The organism is Aminobacter niigataensis (assembly GCF_014200015.1).
In the GTDB taxonomy this organism is placed as follows: Bacteria; Pseudomonadota; Alphaproteobacteria; order Rhizobiales; family Rhizobiaceae; genus Aminobacter; species Aminobacter niigataensis.
Map to the genome: position 1 here is coordinate 488,476 of NZ_JACHOT010000002.1, position 21,836 is coordinate 510,311.

Sequence of the window (21,836 nt, forward strand, 5' to 3'; positions counted from 1 at the left end):
CTTTATTCGGCCGCCGCCCTGCCGCCGCCGAAGCGCCGCTCAATATAGTCGGCAACCATCTTCTCGAAATCGGCGGCGATGGCGGGGCCACGCAGGGTGGCGGCCTTCTTGCCGTCGATGAAGACGGGCGCGGACGGCGTTTCGCCGGTACCGGGCAGCGAGATGCCGATGTCGGCGTGCTTGGATTCGCCCGGCCCGTTGACGATGCAGCCCATCACCGCGACCTTGAGCTCCTCGACGCCGGGATATTTCTCGCGCCAGACCGGCATGTTCTTGCGCAGGTCTTCCTGGATGGTCTGGGCCAGCTCCTGGAACACCGTCGAGGTGGTGCGGCCGCAGCCCGGGCAGGCCGCGACGATCGGCACGAACTGGCGGAAGCCCATGGTCTGGAGCAGTTCCTGCGACACCTGCACCTCGCGGGTGCGGTCGCCATTCGGCTCCGGTGTCAGCGAGATGCGGATGGTGTCGCCGATGCCTTGCTGCAAAAGGATGCCCATGGCCGCCGACGAGGCGACGATGCCCTTGGAGCCCATGCCAGCCTCGGTCAGGCCGAGATGCAGCGCGTGGTCGGAGCGGGCGGCAAGCATGGTGTAGACGGCGATCAGGTCCTGTACCTGGCTGACCTTGGCCGACAGGATGATCTTGTCGCGCGAAAGCCCGATCTCCTCGGCAAGGTCGGCCGAGATCAGCGCCGACTGCACGATCGCCTCGCGCATCACCTGGTTGGCGGTGAGCGGCGAGCCCTTCTCCTGGTTCTCGTCCATCAGCCTGGTCAAAAGGTCCTGGTCGAGCGAACCCCAGTTGACGCCGATGCGGACCGGCTTGTCGTGGCGGATCGCCATCTCGACGATGTCGGCGAACTGCTTGTCCTTCTTGTCCTTGAAGCCGACATTGCCCGGATTGATGCGGTATTTCGCCAGCGCCTCTGCGCAGGCCGGATGGTCGGCCAGCAGCTTGTGGCCGATGTAGTGGAAGTCGCCGACCAAGGGCACGTCGATGCCGAGGCGGGCCAGCCGGTCGCGGATATGCGGGACGGCGGCAGCGCTCTCGTCGCGGTCGACCGTGATGCGTACGATCTCCGAGCCGGCCCGATGCAGCGCCGCCACCTGGGCCACCGTCTTGTCGATGTCGGCGGTGTCGGTGTTGGTCATCGACTGCACGACGACCGGCGCCTCGCCACCGACGATCACGCCGCCGACGCTGACGCCGACCGATTGGCGGCGAGGAAAGGGAGAAGAAAAGTAGCCGGTCATCGGACGGCCTTCTTAAGCTCGAGATATCAGCGCCTGAGGTGGCGCGCACTGGTTGCGATGTCAATATCGCAGGAGGTCGCGCCCGCCAAGGGCGGCCGTCACTAGCCCGCAATCACGATGATTTCAGGGCTGTCAGGACGTGCGGGCGAACGATCCCAGTCGCCATACCACTCGACCTCGGCGAAACCGGCCCGGGCGAGCGCTTCTGCCAGTTGGTCACGCTCGATGAAGCGCAGCTCGCTCGGCGTCACCACCTTGTCGCCATCGGCAAATCCGAAATGCGTCTCGAAGCGAACGAACTGGCCTTCGGCCGAGGTCACGTCATAGTGGACATCGACCGGGCCGACCCCATCGACCTCCACACGCGTGGACGTATCTGCAGCCGTCCATTCTTCCCATTCGCGCACCGCCGGGTTGCGCGTCTCGAAGACCAGTCGGCCGTTCGGCGCGAGATGACGGCGCAGATTGCCCAGCGCGGCAGCGATGGCTTCATCGGTGAGGAACACCTGAAAGACATGGCCGGTCATGACGATCAGGTCGAAGCGCGTTTCCGTTGCAAGGCTTGCCGCATCGCAATCGATCCACGTCACCAGACTTCCACCGGTCCTTGCGCGGGCGATCGACATCATGCCGGCGGCGGGATCGGCACCTGTTACCCTGTGGCCGCGGCGGGCAAACTCGACAGCGAGCAGGCCGGTGCCGCAGCCCATGTCGAGGATCGTCCTGGGACTGTCGCCAGCGACATCGAGATAGAAATCCGTGTCCTTGCCGGCAGGATTGAGGGCGTCATAGACGGAGGCAAGGCGCAGGTCGCTGTAGCTCTGGTCGGTCATGGCGCGATGAGTGGCCAACGGGACCAAGCTTGTCAACGACATGAGGAGCCGTTCCACCCGGCGCGCCGGCTTAACAGCAACGGCGATTGGGCTATGATGGGGCCATTCCATGGGGGGATGCCATGCCGATGATGCTTCGCGGACCCGCACTGTCGCTCGCCCTTGCGTTCGGCCTGTTTGTCGCCGGACAGGCTTTTGCCCAGGCCATCGAGCCCGGCAAGGAAGGCGAACTTGCCAATTTCATTCCGCCGCAGGCAGGGGCACGCGCCTGCTTCGGCCGCGCCTACGATGCCGCGCATCTAAAGAACCACCCGAAGCAGCAGGTGACGGAAATGCAGTTCCGCATCGCCTACTACATCCACGATCCGGACGAGTTCGCGCCCAAGGGCCAGCGCAACTACTATTTCCAGATCCTGGCCAGGCTGCGCGATACTCAACAAGGCAAGCCACTGACCGCCATGGGCGAGTGCAGCGTGGCGGACAACGGCAAGTCTATCTTTTGCGGCGTCGACTGCGACGGCGGCGGCGTGATCGTCAAACGAAACGGCGCCGACAAGGTGCTCGTCGATCTCGAGGCGCTCGGGCGGCTGCGCATGACGCTCGATTGCGGCGAGGACGAAGCCGATGCGTTCGACCTGACACCGGGCGCGGACGACAAGCGTTTCCTGTTGACGAAAATGCCTCAAGCCGAGTGCCCGGTCTACGACGACTGGTAGGGTTCGACGGGCCGCTCGCCCCGCAATTTCACGAAACCGTGCGGCGGCGGTGCTTTTATTGCGCCGCACAGCACGTATATGTTGCATCGCAATATAGGCATTCCGGAAGGACCCACTCGTCATGACCACGACCAGAACCGCCATCGTCACCGGCTCGACGTCCGGCATCGGCCTCGCCATTGCCGAGGCATTCGCCAGGGACGGTTTGAACGTCGTCCTCAATTCCTTCTCGGATACGCCGGCCGACCACGCGCTGGCGGAAAAACTCGCCAAGGAGCACGGGGCAAGAGTGGTCTATATCAAGGCCGACATGTCCAAGGGTGCGGAGTGCCGCGACCTCGTCGCCAAGGCCGCGCAGCGGTTCGGCTCGGTCGACGTTCTGGTCAACAATGCCGGCATCCAGCATGTCGCGCCGGTCGAGGAATTCCCGACCGAGAAGTGGGATGCCATCATCGCCATCAACCTGACCTCGGCGTTCCATACGACAGCAGCCGCGATTCCCCTGATGAAGAAGGCCGGTGGCGGCCGCATCATCAACATCGCCTCCGCCCACGGCCTGGTCGCCTCGGCCTACAAGTCGGCCTACGTTTCGGCCAAGCACGGCATCATGGGCCTGACCAAGACCGTCGCGCTCGAAGTGGCGAAGGAGAAGATCACCTGCAACGCCATCTGCCCCGGCTATGTGCTGACCCCGCTGGTCGAGGCGCAGATCCCGGACCAGATGAAGGCGCACAACATGGACCGCGAGACGGTGATCCGCGAGGTCATGCTCGACCGCCAGCCGACCAAGGAATTCGTCACCGTGGAGGAGATCGCGGCGACCGCAGTCTTCCTTGCCTCGCCGGCAGCCGCACAGATAAACGGCACGCACATCTCGGTCGACGGTGGCTGGACCGCCCAGTGACCGCCCAAAAGGAACAACACGCCATGACTGGAAACGGCAAGGCGGAGGAGACAAAGCCGATCAACATCGCGCTGCAGGGCGGCGGCTCGCACGGCGCCTTCTCCTGGGGCGTGCTCGATCGCCTGCTGGAAGACGGGCGCCTCGACATCAAGGCGATGTCAGGCACCAGCGCAGGCGCGATGAACGCGGTCGCGCTTGCTGACGGCTGGGTCCGCGGCGGTGCCGACGGCGCCCGCGCCAAGCTCGCTGACTTCTGGCGCGCGGTCGCCCGCAAGGGCCGCTTCAGCCCGGTGCAGCGCTCGCCTTGGGATATGTTGTGGGGCAACTGGTCGATCGAGAACACGCCCGGCTACATCTGGTTCGACACCATGTCGCGGGTGTTCTCGCCCTATGTCGCCAACCCGATGAACCTCAACCCGCTGCGCGACGTCGTTGCCGAGGAGATCGACTTCCGCAACGTGCGGGCGTGCAAGGAAATCGATCTGTTCATCTCGGCCACCAACGTCGAGACCGGTCAGCTGCGCGTCTTCAGCGACGGCGAGATCGACCTCGACACGGTCATGGCCTCGGCCTGCTTGCCGCAGATCTTCCAGGCCGTCGAGATCAAGGGCGTGCCTTACTGGGATGGCGGCTACGGCGGCAATCCGGCGATCTATCCGTTCTTCAAGGCCAACGACAGCGACGACGTGCTGCTTGTCCAGATCAACCCCGTGATCCGCGAGCAGACGCCGAAGACGGCCAACGAAATCCAGAACCGCATTGACGAGATTACCTTCAACGCCGGACTCCTGCGCGAATTCCGCGCCATTGCCTTCATCAAGGAACTGATCGCTGCAGGGCGCTTGCCGGAAGGTGAGTTCCGCGACATCCGCATGCATCGCATCGATGCCGACGAGGCCTTCAAGGATCTTTCGGCGTCCTCGAAGGTCAATGCCGAATGGGCATTCCTCGAATACTTGCGCGACCTTGGCCGCACATCGGCTAGCGACTGGCTGGAAGACAATTTTGATTCGGTCGGCAAGCGTGCCACGCTCGACCTGTCCGGGCAGCTCGACGACGGTTTCAAGCCGTTGCGCGGACCTTCCGTCGGCCGCCGCGTACGTGAATTCCTGGCCACCAGAACGAGGCCGGCTGCCGTGCGGCAACACAACTAGGCCGGGAAACCGGGGCTTTCCGCGGCAGCAACCGCAGCGTGCTGACAGCTCCTGCCAGTTTTGTCAGGATGATATTTCCATTACTTTTTATCACTATTTTGCGATGCACATTTGATGTAGAAGACGCCCTTCCGCCCCTTTGCCCCCGCGGCGGATTGAATGCGGCATTGCGCGCCACCATATCGGGACGACGCGCCAGGCAAGATCGCGGTGAGCCGCAACCGTCCTTAATGGATATAGCGACAATGTCGAAGATTAGGTTCCATAAGCTTGCAGCCTTGGTCGTGCTCGTCGGTTTCGCCGCCTGGATGGGCTCCGGCAAATTCTCGTCGGTGGGCAGTGCACAGCCATCTCCTGATGAAAAGCCTGTTCAGGCCGAACAGCCCAAGGCGCCGCTGCGCACCGTGATGGTCGTGGCGCCACCGCGACTGGACCATGCCCGTGCGATACGTATCTCGGGCCAGACCGAGGCCAACAAGCGTGCGACACTGGCAACGCGTGCCGCCGGCATAATTGCCGAACTGCCGGTCAAACAAGGCGACCACATCAAGCAAGGCGACCTTGTACTGATGCTCGACGCCGAGGAAAAGACTGCCGCGGTCGACACGGCCAAGGCCGTGCTCGTCCAGCGCAAGGCTGAGTGGGAAGCCACCGAAAAGCTGATGAAGGCCGGCTCGGTCGCGAAATTGCAGGCCGATGGCGCATGGTCCAACTACCAGACCGCGCTGTCGCAGCTGCAGGCGGCGGAGTCCGAACTGTCGCGCAACCAGGTCAAGGCGCCTTTCGACGGCGTCGTCGACCGCGTTGCGGTCGAGCTTGGCTCTTCCGTCATCCAGGGCGGCGAAGTGGCGACGATCCTGAACCTCGATCCGATCCTGGGCAAAGGCGAGATCAGCGAGCGCGACCTGCGCTACGTCAAGATCGGCGACGAAGCGGAAGTGAAGCTGGTCAATGGCGAGGTCGTGACAGGCAAGGTGCGCTACATCAGCCGTGACGCCACGTCCCAGACCCGCACCTTCCCGGTGGAGATCGCCATCCCGAACGCCGATGGCGCGATCCCCGCCGGCATGACTGCCGAGATTACGGTGCGCGCCAAGCCGGTGGATGCCGTGATGCTCCCACGTTCGGTGGTGACGCTGGGCGAAAATGGCGACCTCGGCATCCGCGCCGTCGATGGCGCCTCGAAGGTGGTCTTCTACCCGATCGACCTTGTCGACGACACGCAGAACGGGCTGGTGCTCGGCGGCATTCCTGCCACAGCACAGATCATCATCGCCGGCCAGGACCTGGTCAAGGAAGGCGACGAGGTGAAGGCCGAACCGGCCAACGAGGCCGTACTTAAGAAGCTCGCCGAAGATGCGACCGGGACGCAGTAAAAAATGGATATCGTCAAGCTTGCGATCCGCAATGCGCGACTGACCCTTTCGGTCCTGCTTTTCCTCGTTATCGCCGGTACGCTCGCGTACCGCGCCGTGCCGAAGGAAGCCGAGCCGGACGTCGCCATTCCGATTATGTATGTCAGCCTCGTCTATCAGGGTATCTCGCCTGAGGACGCCGAGCGCCTGCTGCTGAGACCGGTCGAGTCACAGCTCAAGAACCTCAAGGGGCTCAAGGAGATGAAGTCGAACGCCTATCAGGGCGGCGCCAACGTCATCGTCGAGTTCGACCCGTCGGTGGATCTGGGTGATGCCCTGATCGACACCCGCAACAAGGTGCAGGACGCCAAGCGCGACCTGCCGGCCGGCGTCGAGGAGCCGACGGTCAACGAAGTGAACCTGTCGGAGTTTCCGGTCCTGGTCGTCACCCTGTCGGGCGACGTGCCCGAGCGGGCGCTGACCGCTGCCGCCAAGGTATTGCGCGACCAGATCGAGGAAGTGCCCGGCGTGCTCGAAGGCACGCTGCAGGGGTCGCGCGACGAACTCGTCGAGGCGATCATCGATCCGGTCAAGCTGTCGTCCTATGGCCTGCAGCTCGACCAGATGATCCAGGGCATCGGCCAGTCCAACAGCCTTGTCGCCGCCGGTGCCATCGAAGGCTCGGAAGGCAAATACGCCGTCAAGGTGCCAGCACTGATCGAAACGCCGGAGGACGTGGCGCGCCTGCCCGTGGTGGCGACGCCGAATGCCGTCGTGCGCGTCCAGGATCTGGCCACGGTCCGCTCGACCTTCAAGGATGCCGAGACGATCACCCGTCTCGACGGCAAGCCGGCAATCGCCATCGAGGTCAAGAAGCGCATCGGCGCCAACATCGTCGAGACGATCGACGGTGCAAAGGCCGTCGCCGACGCGTTCGTCAAGACTGCGCCGGAAGGCATGAAGGTTACCTACACCCAGGACAAGTCGGTCTTCGTCAACCAGCTGCTGAACGACCTGCAGAACCACGTGCTGATTGCCGTCATCCTGGTCTTCATCGTCATCCTTTATGCGCTGTCGGGCCGGGCTTCGCTGCTGATTGGCCTCGCCATCCCGTCGTCGTTCCTGATGGGCATCCTGGCGCTGGCACTGATGGGCTACACGATCAACATGATCGTGCTCTTCAGCCTGATCCTGGCAGTCGGCATGCTGGTCGACGATGCGATCATCGTCACCGAATTCGCCGAACGGCGCATGTCGGAAGGCATGCCCAAGGAAGAGGCGTTCGAACTGGCCGCCAAGCGCATGGCAGGTCCCGTCATTGCCGCCACCATGACCCGTATCGCAGCGTTCTCGCCGCTGCTGTTCTGGCCCGGCATCATCGGCGACTTCATGAAGTATCTGCCGATCACGCTGATCGTCACGCTGGCAGCGTCGATGGCCTATGCGCTTATCTTCGCGCCGACCATCGGCGCCCTGTTCGCCAAGGCACCGAAGCATCATGAGGACGACCTCAAGGACGGCGTCTACATGGGCGTCGTCAAGAAGGCAGTCACCTATCCGATCACCGCGCTGGTGCTGACGGTGGCCTTGCTCACCGGCGGCACCTATGCCTATGTCAAGTTCGGCAACGGTGTAGAGTTCTTCCCGACGGTCGAGCCCGACTATGGCCTGCTCTACGTCCATGCACGCGGCAACCTCTCGCTCGCGGAGATGGACGCAGCCACGCTCGAGGCCGAAAAGCGGATCCTCGGCTGGCCAGGCATCAAGTCGGTGTACACCCGCTCCGGCAAGAGCCGCGGCGGCCAGGACATCCCCGAAGACGTCGTCGGCGTGATCCAGTACGAATTCGTCGACTGGCGCGAACGCAAGTCGGCGCACGTCATCCTCGACGAACTGCGCGCCACGATGGCCGGCATCCCGGGTGTGGACGTTGAAGTCCGCGTTCCTGATGCGGGACCGCCGACCGGCAAGGCGATCCAGGTGCAGCTCGCGGCCGTCGACCCGACGGGCCTCAACGACTACGCCAAGGACGTCGCGGCGGCGGTCGCCAAGGTACCCGGTGTCATCGACATCTCCGACGGCCTGCCTCCGCCGGGTATCGACTGGGCGCTGGAAGTCGACCGTTCCAAGGCGGCCCAATATGGCGTCAGCCCGACGGCGGTCGGTACCGTCGTGCAGCTCGTGACCACCGGTCTCAAGCTCACCGACTATCGCCCGGCCGGGGCCGACGATGCCGTCGACATCCGGCTGCGCCTGCCGGAGGACCGCCGCACGCTTGCCGCACTCGACCAGTTGCGCATCGTCACCCCGCAAGGCTCGGTGCCGATCTCGAACTTCGTCTCGCGCAAGCCCGAGCCGACCGTCGGTGTCCTGAACCGCATCGACGCCAAGCGTACGATCACCATCCAGGGCAACGTTGCCTCCGGCTACCAGGTTGCCGCGGTACAGGCTGAGGTCACCAAGGTGGTCGAACAGATGGCCCAGCCGGGCATCGACTGGAAGCTGGCCGGCTCCAACGAGGACAGCGCCGAGGCCAGTGCGTTCCTCGGCAATGCCTTCGGCGCGGCGATCTTCCTGATCTTCATCGTGCTCCTGGCGCAGTTCAACAAGTTCACCAGCGTCATCCTGGTGCTGACCTGCGTTGTCATGGCGACGGTGGGTGCGCTGCTCGGCATGCTGTTGACCGGCCAGTCCTTCGTCATCGTCATGTCGGGCATCGGCATGATCGCGCTGGCGGGCGTGGTGGTGAACAACAACATCGTGCTGATCGACACCTACGACAGGCTGCGCGACGAAGGCTGGAACAAGCTCGACGCCGTGCTCCAGACGTGCCGCGAGCGAGCCCGTCCGGTGGTTCTGACGGCGTTGTCTGCGATCCTCGGCGTGCTGCCCATCGCGTTCGGGCTTGGCCTCGAGATCTTCCACCATGAGACGACGATCAATGCGCCATCGACCCAGTGGTGGATCGCGCTGTCGTCGGCAATTGTCTTCGGCCTGTCCTTCGCCACCGTGCTGACGTTGGTGGTGACGCCGGCGATGCTGATGGTGTTCACCCGCGAGAAACGCAAGCCCGGCCAGCGCGGCTGGTTCGGCAGGCTGTTCAGCTGGGGCAGGGATCGTATCTCCAAGGGAACCGCCACGCCGGCGGAAACCAAGGATGCCGAACCTGAGGTCGCCTTCCCCAAGGCCGCCGAATAAACATTCTGCAATCAGGTTGAAAAAGGCCGCCCGGAACGACCGGGCGGCCTTTTGCGTTGCTGCCTTGATGCAACACGAAATTGCGAGGCACCCACAATGACCATCTCCACGCTGCTTTTGATCATCCTGATCCTGATCCTGCTCGGCGCAGTGCCCGCATGGCCCCATTCCCGCGGCTGGGGCTACGGCCCTTCCGGCATCGTCGGCGTGTTGCTCGTCGTGCTTCTGGTGCTGATGCTGATGGGCCGCATCTGACCGCACTGGCCGGCGGCCTTGCTGCGATCGAAGCGGCGCAGGCTCAAAGCTGCGCGCGTTGATGCTGGACCAGGGGGCGGCCGAAAAGCGAGCCTCCTCGGGCCGTAACGCTAGAGTGAGAGGGCCTGCTATTCTGCCGGCGCAGTCTGAGGCATGGCCCTGAAATCGGCGTGACGGGCCAGCCCCGCCATCAGGCAGACGACCACCAGGAACCCCGACAACGTCACGAAGACCGGCGCGAAGCCGACTTGCCCGGCGACGAAACCTATCCCCGACGGGGCAACCAATATGCCGGAATAACCCATGGTCGTGACGACGCTCATGCCGATGTTTGACGGCACGCCCGGCTGGTTGCCGGCGGCGGAAAAGGCGATCGGCACCATGTTGGCGACGCCCAGCCCGCAGAAGGCGAATGCCGCGATCGCGACCCATGGGTTCGGCGCAAGACCCGCCGCGAGCATGCCGCACGCCGCGATGAGCGCCGAGACGCGCAGCGTCGTCACCGCGCCGAAGCGGTTGCGCACGCCGTCACCGAGAAACCGCATCAGTGCCATGATGCCGGAGAAGGCGGCGAAGGCGAAGCCGGCGGTGGCGATGTCGGCGCCGAGTTCCTGCTTGAGATAGAGCGCTGCCCAATCGAGCACGGCGCCTTCCGGGATCATCGAAAACAGCGCCATGATGCCGACCAGGTAGATGGTGGGAAGTCGCGGCAAGCGGAAGTGATGGTGCTCATGCGCCTCCGGCTTGTCCTCGCCGATCAGGTGAGGCAGGGCGAATGCCGTCATCGCCGCAGCCGCGACGGTGACGAACACCGCATGCGGCAGATGACCGAAACTGAGGATGAAGATGCCGCCAAGCCCTCCGCCGGCAAAGCCGCCAAGGCTCCAGAAACCATGCGACGACGACATGATCGCGCGCGACAGCTTCCTTTCGACGGCCACCGCATTGGCGTTCATCGCCACGTCCATGGCGCCGATCGACCCGCCGAAGATGAACATCGTGACGGCCGCCACCCAGACATTTGGCGAGAGCACCACCAAGAGCAGGGCAAAGACCACGATCCAGGCAAAGCCGATCACCACCGGCCGCGAACCCCGCTTGGTCATCAGGTAGCCGGAGAAGGGCATTGCCGTCAGCGCACCGAGACCGAACACCAGGATCAGCAGGCCGAGCACGAACTCGCTGATCTCGAGCCGCGTCAGCAGCAGCGGGATCTGCGGCGCCCAGCTTCCGGTGATGAAACCGTTGATGAAGAAGGCAGCAGCTACGGCCCAGCGGGCCCGGCTGGCAGGGGCGGTTGTGTCGGTGGCGTCCATCGCCGCGTCTCCTAGCACATGGGTCCGACACCTGAAATCGATTTCAGATCAGCGTGAGCGGCTGATTCAAAATGTTACCGCGCTTGCACCGGGCGGTGTGCGCAGATGTCGGGTCACCATGAATTTAAATCGATTTAACATAGGCTCAAGCTGTAAGTGGAGGCAATCATTGGGCCAGACGGTTAACCAAGGTTAATTTTTGCCCGAATTCCGTCCAATAGCCGTTGTACGCGAACTTTCGAGGAATGGCGGCGGACAGGCAACACTCTCCGCTCGCGCGCTTGGTTCCGCTCTATGCATGCTTGCGCGGGTTGGGGGTCGATGCCGGCTGGACGCCGGGTCGCACCGTTGTGGAGTGTTGTACCATGAATACCCTAGCTTTCCGGCGCGCCGGAATACCAAGTCGCCTGGCCGAGCAACTGCGCCAGTCGGGCGCCAGCCTGCCCTCCAGACCAGGCATCGCGCTCGTGGTGGGCGCAGCCGCCGTGGCGGTCGCGCTGGCCGGTTTCCTGATCATCGGCACTTCGGAGCCGGACCCGACCCAGACGGCTGCCGTGCCGCCCCGCATGACGCAGCCACAGCCGGTCAGCCCCGTGCCTGTAGCGCAAGATGAGAAGCCGGCCGCCACAGTCCAGCCCAGCCAACCCGCATCGTCGAAACTGGCGGCAGCCCCGCTGATTTCAGGGGAGACGCCGAAGGCCCAATTCAGCCCTTCACCGCCCATCGCGTCCAACGTGCCGGACAGCGCGACGGGACCGGACGAGCGCAGTCCTGACACCGTCGCCCTGGCCGATACAAGCGTGCCGGCGACCGCTGAGGCTCCCGATACCTCCGACACGGCGTCGATTGTCCCTGACGGCCTGCGCGGAACGCTGGACGTGCAGGTTGCCGAAACCGAGGCGGAAATAGCGATGCTCGAAGCATCGACCGGAATGATCGACGCGACCGCAGCCGTCGAAGGGCCCCTGCCCGACCTGAGCCCGGCCAAGGCCGCGAAATATGCCAACCTGCGCGACGGCCCAGCCGATGAAGCCAAGGTGATCGTGGTGGTGCCGGCAAATGCCGCCATAGAAGCCGAGACCGGCTGCAACTGGTGCACGGTCGTCTACAACGGCCAGCGCGGCTACATGTTCAAGAGCCTGATCCGCCGCAGCGTCAAGGAAGAGGCCGCCGCCGGCCAGGGCTTGTTCTAGACCGGAAGCAGGACAGGCCGGGCGACGTCGAACGTACCCGGCCTGCACTTGTCAGCCGTAGACGACGAGCAGGTCCTTGGCGTCGATCTGGTCGCCGGCGCGCACCAGCACTTCGGCGATCGTGCCGTCGCGCTCGGCGTGCAGTGCGGTTTCCATCTTCATCGCCTCGATCGACAGCAGCACGTCGCCGGCCTTGATGGGCTGGCCAGCCGCGACGGCCAGCGTCGAGACGACACCCGGCATCGGCGCGCCGATATGAGCATCATTGCCGGGCTCTGCCTTGCGCCTTGCCTTGGACGCGGATGCGCCATGCGCCCGATCCGGCACCTTGACGCGGCGCGGCTGGCCGTTGAGTTCGAAGAACACCGTCACCATGCCCTTTTCGTCGACATCGCCGACGGCGAGGCAGCGGATGACCAGCGTCTTGCCCTTCTCGATGTCGACGAAGACCTCGTCCTCGGGCTTCATGCCGTAGAAATAGACCGGCGTCGGCAACACGCTGACCGGGCCATAATTGTCCTGCGCGCCGACGAAATCCGAGAACACCTTCGGGTACATCAGGAAGGAAGCGAACTCGTTTTCCGAGAGCTTGCGGCCGAGCTTGGTCTCGACGTCACTGCGGTTGGCCTTGAGATCGGCCGCCTTGAGCAGCGAACCGGGGCGAGCGATGATCGGCTTCTCGCCCTTCAGCACCTTCTTCTGCAACGCTGCCGGCCAGCCGCCGGGCGACTGGCCGAGATCTCCGCGCAGCATCGACACGACCGAGTCCGGGAAGGCAATGTCCTTGGCCGGGCTCTCGACATCGGCGACGGTGAGTTCCTGGCTCACCATCATCAGCGCCATGTCGCCGACGACCTTGGACGACGGCGTTACCTTGACGATGTCGCCGAACATCAGGTTGACGTCGTGATAGGCCTGAGCCACCTCGTGCCAGCGGGTTTCGAGGCCGAGCGAGCGCGCCTGCTCCTTGAGGTTGGTGAACTGGCCGCCCGGCATCTCATGCAGGTAGACTTCCGAGGCCGGCCCCTTCAAGTCGCTCTCGAAGGCCGCATACTGGTTGCGCACGGCTTCCCAATAAAACGAGATGCGGCGGATCCATTCGGGCGCCAGGCCCGGATCGCGATCTGAGCCACGCAGCGCCTCGACGATCGAGCCCAGGCAAGGCTGCGAGGTATTGCCCGAAAAGGCATCCATCGCCGCGTCGATGGCATCGACACCGCTTTCCACCGCAGCCAGCACCGTTGCCGCCGACAGGCCCGACGTGTCGTGTGTGTGGAAATGGATCGGCAGGTCGGTCGCCTCGCGCAACGCCTTGAACAGCACCCGCGCCGCCGCCGGCTTGAGCAGGCCGGCCATGTCCTTGACGGCAATGATGTGAGCGCCGGCGGCCTCGAGTTCCTTGGCCAGCCCGACGTAATATTTGAGATCGTACTTGGCGCGATTCGGATCGAGGATATCGCCGGTGTAGCAGATTGCCGCTTCGCACAGCTTGCCCTCGGCGCCTACCGCATCCATCGACACGCGCATGTTGTCGACCCAGTTCAGGCAGTCGAAGACGCGGAACAGGTCGACGCCACCGGCCGCCGCCTGGCGCACGAAATGCTGGACGACATTGTCGGGGTAGTTGGTGTAGCCGACGCCGTTGGCGCCGCGCAGCAGCATCTGCAGCAGGATGTTCGGTGCCGCCTGGCGCACCTTGTCCAGCCGCTCCCACGGATCCTCGGTCAGGAAGCGCATGGCGACGTCGAAAGTCGCCCCACCCCAGCATTCGAGCGACAGGAGCTGCGGCAGCGCCCGTGCGTAGGTGCCTGCGATCCTGGCGATGTCATGGGTGCGGACACGGGTGGCGAGCAGCGACTGATGGCCATCGCGCATCGTCGTGTCGGTGATCAGCACCTGCTTCTGGCCGCGCATCCAGGCGGCGAATTTCTCCGGGCCAAGATCATCGAGCCGCTGCTTGGTGCCGTCCGGGATCGGGCCGGTGAACCAAGGCACCACCGGCGCAGCCGCTTCCGGGTTGGGCAGTGCGCGGCCACGCGTTTCCGGGTGGCCGTTGACGGTAACGTCGGCGAGATAGTTGAGCAGCTTGGTGGCGCGGTCCTGGCGCTTGACCTGGGCGAACAGTTCCGGCGTCGAGTCGATGAACCTCGTCGTATAGGAATTGTCGTGGAAGGCCGGGTGCGTGATGATCGCTTCGAGGAAGGTCAGGTTGGTCGCCACCCCGCGGATACGGAACTCGCGCAGTGCCCGGTGCATGCGCGCGATGGTCTCGTGCGGTGTCGGTGCCCAGGCCGTGACTTTCTCCAGCAGCGGATCGTAGAAACGGGTGATGACCGCGCCCGAATAGGCCGTGCCGCCGTCGAGGCGGATGCCGAAGCCGGTGGCACCGCGATAGGCGGTAATGCGGCCATAGTCGGGAATGAAGTTCTGCTCCGGATCCTCGGTCGTGATGCGGCACTGCAGCGCGTGGCCGTTCAGCCTGATGTCCGCCTGGACAGGCACGCCCGATTCCGGCGTACCGATGGCGAAGCCGTCGAGGATGTGGATCTGCGCCTTGACGATGTCGATGCCGGTCACCTGCTCGGTGACGGTGTGCTCGACCTGGATACGCGGATTGACCTCGATGAAATAGAACTTGCCGGTATCGGCGTCCTGCAGGAACTCGACCGTGCCGGCGCCGATATAGGCGGTGTCTCGCGCAAGCTTGAGGGCATAACCACACAGCTCCTGGCGCAGTTCCTCGCTGAGATAGGGCGCAGGCGCACGCTCGACGACCTTCTGGTTGCGGCGCTGGATCGAGCAGTCGCGCTCGAACAGGTGTACCGCATTGCCATGCGTGTCGCCGAGGATCTGCACTTCGACGTGGCGGGCACGCTCGATCAGTTTCTCCAGATAGACCTCGTCCTTGCCGAACGCCGCCTTGGCCTCGCGCTTGCCTTCCACCACTTCGCGGACGAGGTCGGCCTCGCTCCGAATAGCGCGCATGCCGCGGCCGCCGCCGCCCCATGACGCCTTGAGCATGACCGGATAGCCGACCTGTGCGGCAAGCCTCTTCACCTCGTCCATGTCGTCAGGCAGAGGATCAGTGGCTGGAATGACCGGCACGCCGACTTCGATCGCCAGATTGCGCGCGGCAACCTTGTTGCCAAGCCGGCGCATCGTTTCGGCCTTCGGCCCGATAAACGTGATGCCGTTTGCAGCGCAGGCATCGACGAATTCGGGGCTTTCCGACAACAGGCCGTAGCCGGGATGGATCGCGTCGGCGCCCGACAATTTGGCGACGCGCATGATTTCTTCGATCGACAGGTAGCTTTCGATCGGCCCCATGTCCTTGGCAAGATGCGGACCGCGCCCGACCTGGTAGCTTTCGTCGGCCTTGAAGCGATGCAGCGAGTATTTGTCCTCTTCAGCCCAGATCGCCACGGTTTTGATGCCCAGCTCGTTGGCCGCGCGGAACACGCGAATGGCAATTTCGGATCGGTTGGCGACGAGGATCTTGCTGATCGGCACGAAAACACTCCAGAAACCGGATATTTAAGAGGCGGCGCATGATTAGCGGGAAAATGCTGCGGTGCAACCGAAATCACACCCCCTTAAATCGATTTAATTTCCGCAGCGTCAGATAGATATTTTTTCCACGGCCACAAAAAAATGCCCGGCGCAAAGCGCCGGGCATCTATCGGTTAGCTGTGCTGGAGAATTACTTCTGCTGCACGTAGGTGTACTTGCCGTCGGCACCCTTCTGCCACTCGTACATGACGTAGCCGGGGAGCTTCGGATCGCCCTTCTCGTCGAAGGAGATATCGCCGAGCGCCGTCTTGAACGGGCCCTTCTCCTTGAGAGCCTTGGCCACTTCCTGCGTGTCGATCGAGCCGGCAGCAGCGGCGGCCGCTGCGATCGACTGCATCGCGGCATAGGAGTAGAGCGTGTAGGCTTCCGGCTCGAAGCCAGCGGCGCGGAATTTCTCGACCAGATCCTTGTTCTCGGGGATCAGGCGCGGGTCCGGGCCGAAGGTGTTGAGCGTGCCGGCAACGGCGTCGCCAGCGATCGAGGCGAGTTCGTTGGAGACGATGCCGTCACCCGAAACGAGCGTTGCCTTGAGGCCCTGGTCGGCCGACTGGCGGATGATCAGGCCGGCTTCGGTGTGAAGACCGCCCCAGTAGATGATCGAAACGCCGGCTTCCTTCATCTTGGCGATGAGCGCCGAGAAGTCCTTGTCGCCGATGTTGACGCCTTCATACATGACTTCGGTGACGCCCGCGGCGTTCATCGCCTTCTTGGTTTCGTCAGCGAGGCCTTGGCCGTAAGGCGTCTTGTCGTGGATGACTGCGATCTTGGCGTCCTTGAACTTCTCAGCGAGGTACGCACCGGCAATGCCGCCCTGCTGGTCGTCGCGGCCGCAGGTGCGGAACACGTTCCACAGGCCACGCTCGGTGAAGGTCGGGTTGGTCGCCGCCGGGGTGACTTCGAGGATCCCGTTCTCGGCGTAGACTTCCGAGGCCGGGATCGAAACGCCCGAGTTGAAGTGGCCGACCACGAACTTGACGCCGTCAGCAACGAACTTGTTGGCAACCGAGATGCCCTGCTTCGGATCGGAGACGTCGTCGCCGACAACAAGCTTGATCTGCTCGCCGTTGATGCCGCCAGCCGCGTTGATGTCGGCGACCGCCTGCTCAGCGCCCTTCTGGAGTTGCGCACCAAAGGCCGCGTTCGGGCCGGTGATCGGACCGGCGACGCCGACCAGGATATCGGCCCATGCGCTGCCGCTGAACGCTACGAGCGCGGTCAGCGCAACAGCCGACAAAAGTGACTTTTTCATTGAAACACTCCCATTAATTGAGTGGGCGTGGAGTTTCTTTCGTGCGATGCCCACCCATATCGCAGAAAGGTGAGTTTGCCGATTTTCCGGCAGTTGTCACGCCGATTCATTGGCGAACCGGCGTCGATATTGAAGTTCTGGTGTTCAGGACTTCGATTTCCAAGAAAGCGGCGATACCTTTTCATAAAGCCAGTTGTATTGCGTCACCATCTGGTTGGTGCGGGTGTATTTATATCCAAGGATTGCAAACGCCATCAGCACGATAGTGTCGACGATGTAATATTGCAGCGTGAACATCGTGCCGTCGAACAGCGCGTGATGGATGAAGCGAACCGCAATGCCAAGGCCCAGAATGTAAAGCACCAGCTGGCCGTAGCTGCGCCATGTCTGGGCGCAGGCGCGGCCTGTCATCCAGGCCGCCCATCCGCCCAGGAGGCAGGTGACGAAAAAGAACTGCCAGATCGAGGGTTCCTCGTAGAGAATGCCCTGCATGATGGAATCTCCTAGTGACGCCCGCCTTCGAGATAGGCAGCGCGAACCTCGGGATCGGCGAGCAGGTCCTTGCCGGTGCCGCTCATCGTGACGACGCCGTTGACCATGACGTAACCGCGCGTGGCGAGCTTGAGCGCGCCGAAGGCGTTCTGCTCGACGAGGAAGACGGTCAGGCCCTGGGTGCGGTTGAGCTCGCGAATGGCGTCGAAGATCTGCTTGACGATCAGCGGCGCCAGGCCCAGCGACGGCTCGTCGAGCAGAAGCAGCTTGGGCCGCGCCATCAGCGCACGGCCGATGGACAGCATCTGCTGCTCGCCGCCTGACAGCGTGCCACCGCGTTGGGCGATGCGTTCCTTGAGCCTCGGGAACAGGGTGAATACCTTCTCGACGTCCTCATCGAAGAATTTGAGGTTGTCGAGGCTGGCCCCCATCTGCAGGTTTTCCATCACCGTCATGCGCGGGAAGATGCGCCGTCCCTCGGGTGACTGCGCGATGCGCATCCGGGCGATCTCGTGCGTCGGCAGATCGGTGATGTCGGTACCGGCAAAAGTGATGGTACCGCGGCGCGCCCGAGGAGTGCCGAAGATGGTCATCATCAGCGTCGACTTGCCGGCGCCGTTGGCGCCGATCAAGGCAACGATCTCGCCTTCGTTGACCGAAACGTCGACGCCGTTCAGCGCGCGAATGTTGCCGTAGTAGGTCTCGACACCCCTGATGTCGAGCAAGCTCTTACCCGCCGTCACTTGCCACCTCCGCGCTTGGCTTTCGCCGGCTTGGCCGCTTCACGCGCCAGCGCCTTGGCCTGCCCCACCCAGTCTTCACGCTCTATCCGGCCATCGAAGGCGAGATAGGCCTCCGCCGCCGCAATGTCCGACTTCTTCCACGCCGCCACCTGGTCGAAATGGAAGATGCCGTGTTCGTTGAGCTTCTTCTCGTTGACCGGTCCGATGCCCTTGATCAGGATCAGCCGGTCCGGCACCCCGCCGCGCGGAGCGGCGAGCACATTGGAGATGGTCTTGGCAGCCGGGGCCTTAGCCACAGGTGCCTTGCCAGCCGGAGCCTTGGGCGCCGCAGTCTTGGCTGCGGGGGTCTTGGTTGCCGATTTCGTGGCCGCCTTGGCTGCTGGCGCGGGCTTCGGAGATGCCTTCGACGCAGCAGGAGCGGCCTTGGCTGCCTTTGGCGCCTCGGCCTTTACAGGCGTGGCTGCAGCTTTTGGAGCTGCCGCAGGCTTTGCCACGGGTTTCGCAGCGGCCTTCGCGGCCGGCGCTTTGGCCGGCTTGGAAGCAACCTTCGTCGCCTCTGCCTTCACCGCTGCCGGCTTCGCTTGTGCGTTAGCTGCAGGCATAGGCTTCGCAGATGCCTTGACCGGAGCAGGCTTAGGAACCGGAGGCGCCTTTGGCGCCTCGGCCTTAGCCGGCTTGGCCGCCGCTTTCGGAGCCGCCGCTGCAGGCTTTGCCACGGGTTTCGCCACTGCCTTCGGGGCTGCGGCCTTGACCGGCTTGGAAACCACCTTCGCCGGCTCTGCCTTAACCGTCGCCGGCTTGGTCGGCGCCTTGGAGGCCGGTACCACGACCTTCGAGATGGGAGCCGCCTTGGCCGGAGCCTTCGCAGGCGCCCCCTTCGCAGGCTTTGGCGCAGCCATCAGGCCGGCAGGTGGCGTGGCCGTCGACTTGGCCTTGGGCGTCTTGGCAGGGGCAGCCTTTGTCGCCGGCTTGGACGCGGCCCTGGCGTCGCGCGCCTCGACCTGTGCCGCCTTCGACGCGCCCTTGGAAACGGTCACGATCTCGCCGTGCCCGTCGCTGTGGCTGATCGTATCGCTGACCGGACCCGCCATCATCGAGGAAGACGAGCTCGGGCCATGCGCCGGATCGGGCACGCCCTCCAGTTCTTCGATCACCTGCTCGTCGCCGACTTCGACCAGGACGGTCGCGACTTCCTCATCGTCGACGCCGAGATAGGCGGCAATGACCTTCGGATCGGTCCTGACCGACATCGGGTCGCCGTCGGAGATCTTGCGGCCGTATTCGAGCACGACGACATGGTCGGAAATCTGCATGACCACCGACATGTCGTGCTCGATGAGCAGGATCGACGTGCCGGTGTTATCCTTGATGTCGTTGAGCAGCGTGTTGAGCGCCAGCGACTCCTTCGGATTGAGACCGGCCGCCGGCTCGTCGAGGCAGAGCAGTTCCGGCCCGGTGCACATGGCGCGTGCGATCTCGAGCCGCCGTTGCGCGCCGTAGGGCAGGTCGCCCGCCGGATCGTCCGCCCGCTCGATCAGCTCGGCCTTTTCGAGCCAGTGCTTGGCAAGCTCGACCGATTCTGCCGACGCCTTGCGGTAGCCGCCAAGTCCCAGCAGGCCCATGACGGTGTAGCCCGAGGCCTTCATCAGCTTGTTGTGCTGCGCCACCAGGAGGTTTTCGAGCAGCGTCATGCCCGAAAACAGCCGGATGTTCTGGAACGTGCGCGCCACCTTCGCCTTGGCAGTGATCTGGAAATCGGGCATGCGTTCGAGCAGAAACTCGCCGCCTTCCCGACCGTTGAAACGGATCATCCCTTCCGTCGGCTTGTAGAAGCCGGTGATGCAGTTGAAGACCGTCGTCTTGCCGGCGCCGTTCGGGCCGATCAGCGCGGTGATCTCGCCGCGCTTGGCTTCGAACGACAGGTCGCCGATGGCAACCAGGCCGCCGAACTTCATCGACAGATGCTCGACCTGCAGGATCGCATTGTTCATGGAGGTGCTCGCGTTCATCAGCCGTGTCCTTCCTTGGTGAAGGAACTGGAGACGGATTTTCGCTCATGCAGGAAGGCTGTGGGTTCTCGACTGCCGACGAAACCTCGCGGCTTCCACAGCATCACGATGACCATCGCCATGCCGAACAGCAGCATGCGGTAGAGTTCGGGCGTGAAGTCCGACCCGAACACCGCCTTCAGGAACTCCATCTCGCGCAGGATCTCGGTGCCGCCGATCATCACCGCCGCCGCTACCGCGATGCCGACCAGCGAGCCCATGCCGCCGAGCACGACGATGGCAAGGATGATCGCCGATTCCAGGAAGACGAAGGATTCGGGCGACACGAAACCCTGGCGCGCAGCGAAGAACGAGCCGGCGAAGCCGCCGAACATCGCGCCGGTGGCGAAGGCAGTGAGCTTGGTCGTTGTCGTGTTGATGCCGAGCGAACGGCAAGCGATCTCGTCCTCGCGCAGCGCTTCCCAGGCACGGCCGACAGGCATGCGCCGCAGCCGGATGGTGACGAATGCGGTCAGTAGGGCCAGGCCGAGGATGAGGTAGTAGAGGAATATCTTGTAGTAGGCGCCGGACTGGGCAATGCCGAACACCTTGGCGATGTAGTTGGGGTCGGACACGTTGAACGAAATCAGGCCAAAGAAGCTGACCTTGGGAATACCGGAGATGCCGGCAGCACCGTTGGTCACTTCGCGCCAGTTGATCAGCACCAGGCGAATGATTTCGCCGAACGCCAGCGTCACGATCGCCAGATAGTCGCCTCGAAGACGTAGCACCGGGAACCCGAGCATGACGCCCCAGAAGGCGGCCATGATGCCGGCTACCGGCAGCAGGATCCAGAACGACCATCCGAGTTGCGTCGCCAGCAGCGCATAGGCGTAGGCGCCGACGGCGTAGAAGGCGACATAGCCAAGGTCGAGCAGGCCGGCGAGGCCGACGACGATGTTCAGGCCCCAGGCGAGCATCACATAGATCAGGATCTGGATGCCGAAATTGTCGACCCATTTGAGCGAGCCCTGGAAGCCGCCTGCCATCGAACCCGAGATCAGGGTCAGGGCCACCACCACGACGATCGGATAAGCCACCAGAACGCCGATGCCGAGCGCCGAGAAATGCGCCTGGATGAAAGCGCGGAAATAGAACATCACCGATGCCAGCGCGTAGATGATCGCCAGCGCGCGGAAGAAGCGCATGTAGCCGGCGAGCGCAGGCCCGAAGATCCCATCGAGCGACCCGGCGAAAACCATGAGCAGCCCGACGACAACGAGTGACGCGATGAAGTAGGGCAACTTGAAGAACCGCGTCGCCACGCTGTCCGGCAACAGGCCGCTGGCAACATTGACGATCTTCTGCCTCGCCATGAACGGCTGGCCGTAGGCGACGTAGACGAAGCGTCCGAGCATCACCAGGCCGACGACGATGGCGAGCAGTCCCCAGCGCGGAACCAGGATCAGTTCGTTACGGATGTTCTGGTCGGTCCGCAGCCCGATGAACAGGAAGAACAGGCCGAAGGAGATGGCGCCCGCGTAGAGCGCCTCCTTGATGCCGCGCTGGAATGGGGTAGCGGATGCTTCGCGTGTGGCTTGAGCGATGTTGGCCATG

Annotated in this window: 16 protein-coding genes; 7 read left to right on the forward strand and 9 right to left on the reverse strand. The window is 63.7% G+C overall.

Annotated features, from left to right (window positions below; translation table 11 throughout):
• Nucleotides 1-2: 2 nt before the first annotated feature.
• Both ispG and GGQ99_RS12275 read right to left on the reverse strand, forming a co-directional pair.
• Nucleotides 3-1,253, reverse strand: coding sequence for a flavodoxin-dependent (E)-4-hydroxy-3-methylbut-2-enyl-diphosphate synthase (gene ispG / locus GGQ99_RS12270; RefSeq protein ID WP_183262751.1), 1,251 nt, complete (start codon nucleotides 1,251-1,253; stop codon nucleotides 3-5).
• Between the two features lie 101 nt (nucleotides 1,254-1,354).
• The gene (locus GGQ99_RS12275; RefSeq protein WP_183262752.1) at nucleotides 1,355-2,128 is read right to left on the reverse strand and encodes a class I SAM-dependent methyltransferase; all 774 of its coding nucleotides are present in this window, start codon (nucleotides 2,126-2,128) and stop codon (nucleotides 1,355-1,357) included.
• An 80-nt stretch (nucleotides 2,129-2,208) separates the two neighbouring features.
• On the opposite strand from GGQ99_RS12275, the gene GGQ99_RS12280 reads away from it, so the two are divergent.
• The 6 genes from GGQ99_RS12280 to GGQ99_RS12305 all read left to right on the forward strand — a co-directional run bounded on the left by GGQ99_RS12280 (nucleotide 2,209) and on the right by GGQ99_RS12305 (nucleotide 9,668).
• Nucleotides 2,209-2,802 carry a hypothetical protein gene (locus tag GGQ99_RS12280; RefSeq protein WP_183262753.1) on the forward strand — a complete coding sequence of 198 codons (594 nt, stop codon included), beginning with the start codon at nucleotides 2,209-2,211 and terminating at the stop codon, nucleotides 2,800-2,802.
• A gap of 121 nt (nucleotides 2,803-2,923) precedes the next feature.
• A complete protein-coding gene (locus tag GGQ99_RS12285) occupies nucleotides 2,924-3,706 on the forward strand; it encodes a 3-hydroxybutyrate dehydrogenase (protein WP_183262754.1) in 783 nt (260 codons plus the stop codon).
• Between the two features lie 23 nt (nucleotides 3,707-3,729).
• Nucleotides 3,730-4,860: a patatin-like phospholipase family protein gene (locus tag GGQ99_RS12290; protein ID WP_183262755.1), complete on the forward strand. Its 1,131-nt coding sequence runs from the start codon at nucleotides 3,730-3,732 to the stop codon at nucleotides 4,858-4,860.
• Between the two features lie 245 nt (nucleotides 4,861-5,105).
• Nucleotides 5,106-6,236 (forward strand): efflux RND transporter periplasmic adaptor subunit, encoded by a 1,131-nt coding sequence (locus tag GGQ99_RS12295; protein ID WP_183262756.1) that lies wholly within the window; start codon nucleotides 5,106-5,108, stop codon nucleotides 6,234-6,236.
• Between the two features lie 3 nt (nucleotides 6,237-6,239).
• Nucleotides 6,240-9,413: an efflux RND transporter permease subunit gene (locus GGQ99_RS12300; RefSeq protein ID WP_183262757.1), complete on the forward strand. Its 3,174-nt coding sequence runs from the start codon at nucleotides 6,240-6,242 to the stop codon at nucleotides 9,411-9,413.
• Between the two features lie 96 nt (nucleotides 9,414-9,509).
• Nucleotides 9,510-9,668: a DUF3309 family protein gene (locus tag GGQ99_RS12305; RefSeq protein ID WP_108606475.1), complete on the forward strand. Its 159-nt coding sequence runs from the start codon at nucleotides 9,510-9,512 to the stop codon at nucleotides 9,666-9,668.
• Nucleotides 9,669-9,796: 128 nt separating this feature from the next.
• Here GGQ99_RS12305 and GGQ99_RS12310 read toward each other — a convergent pair whose 3' ends face one another.
• Nucleotides 9,797-10,984, reverse strand: coding sequence for an MFS transporter (locus GGQ99_RS12310; protein ID WP_183262758.1), 1,188 nt, complete (start codon nucleotides 10,982-10,984; stop codon nucleotides 9,797-9,799).
• Nucleotides 10,985-11,349: 365 nt separating this feature from the next.
• Here GGQ99_RS12310 and GGQ99_RS12315 point away from each other — a divergent pair, with 365 nt between their 5' ends.
• Nucleotides 11,350-12,177 (forward strand): SH3 domain-containing protein, encoded by an 828-nt coding sequence (locus tag GGQ99_RS12315; RefSeq protein ID WP_183262759.1) that lies wholly within the window; start codon nucleotides 11,350-11,352, stop codon nucleotides 12,175-12,177.
• Between the two features lie 51 nt (nucleotides 12,178-12,228).
• Here GGQ99_RS12315 and pyc read toward each other — a convergent pair whose 3' ends face one another.
• The 6 genes from pyc to livM all read right to left on the reverse strand — a co-directional run bounded on the left by pyc (nucleotide 12,229) and on the right by livM (nucleotide 21,835).
• On the reverse strand, nucleotides 12,229-15,687 hold the full coding sequence (pyc, locus tag GGQ99_RS12320; protein ID WP_108606472.1) for a pyruvate carboxylase: 3,459 nt from the start codon (nucleotides 15,685-15,687) through the stop codon (nucleotides 12,229-12,231).
• A 190-nt stretch (nucleotides 15,688-15,877) separates the two neighbouring features.
• Nucleotides 15,878-16,996: a branched-chain amino acid ABC transporter substrate-binding protein gene (locus GGQ99_RS12325; RefSeq protein WP_108606471.1), complete on the reverse strand. Its 1,119-nt coding sequence runs from the start codon at nucleotides 16,994-16,996 to the stop codon at nucleotides 15,878-15,880.
• Between the two features lie 144 nt (nucleotides 16,997-17,140).
• Nucleotides 17,141-17,488 (reverse strand): DUF6867 family protein, encoded by a 348-nt coding sequence (locus tag GGQ99_RS12330; protein WP_108606470.1) that lies wholly within the window; start codon nucleotides 17,486-17,488, stop codon nucleotides 17,141-17,143.
• 11 nt (nucleotides 17,489-17,499) lie between these two features.
• Complete coding sequence (locus tag GGQ99_RS12335; protein WP_108606469.1) at nucleotides 17,500-18,231, reverse strand: ABC transporter ATP-binding protein; 732 nt, start codon at nucleotides 18,229-18,231, stop codon at nucleotides 17,500-17,502.
• A complete protein-coding gene (locus GGQ99_RS26425; RefSeq protein ID WP_246389558.1) occupies nucleotides 18,228-20,240 on the reverse strand; it encodes an ATP-binding cassette domain-containing protein in 2,013 nt (670 codons plus the stop codon). The genes GGQ99_RS12335 and GGQ99_RS26425 overlap by 4 nt, the downstream gene beginning before the upstream one ends.
• Nucleotides 20,240-21,835, reverse strand: coding sequence for a high-affinity branched-chain amino acid ABC transporter permease LivM (livM, locus tag GGQ99_RS12345; RefSeq protein ID WP_183262760.1), 1,596 nt, complete (start codon nucleotides 21,833-21,835; stop codon nucleotides 20,240-20,242). The genes GGQ99_RS26425 and livM overlap by 1 nt, the downstream gene beginning before the upstream one ends.
• Between the last annotated feature and the right edge of the window lies 1 nt (nucleotide 21,836).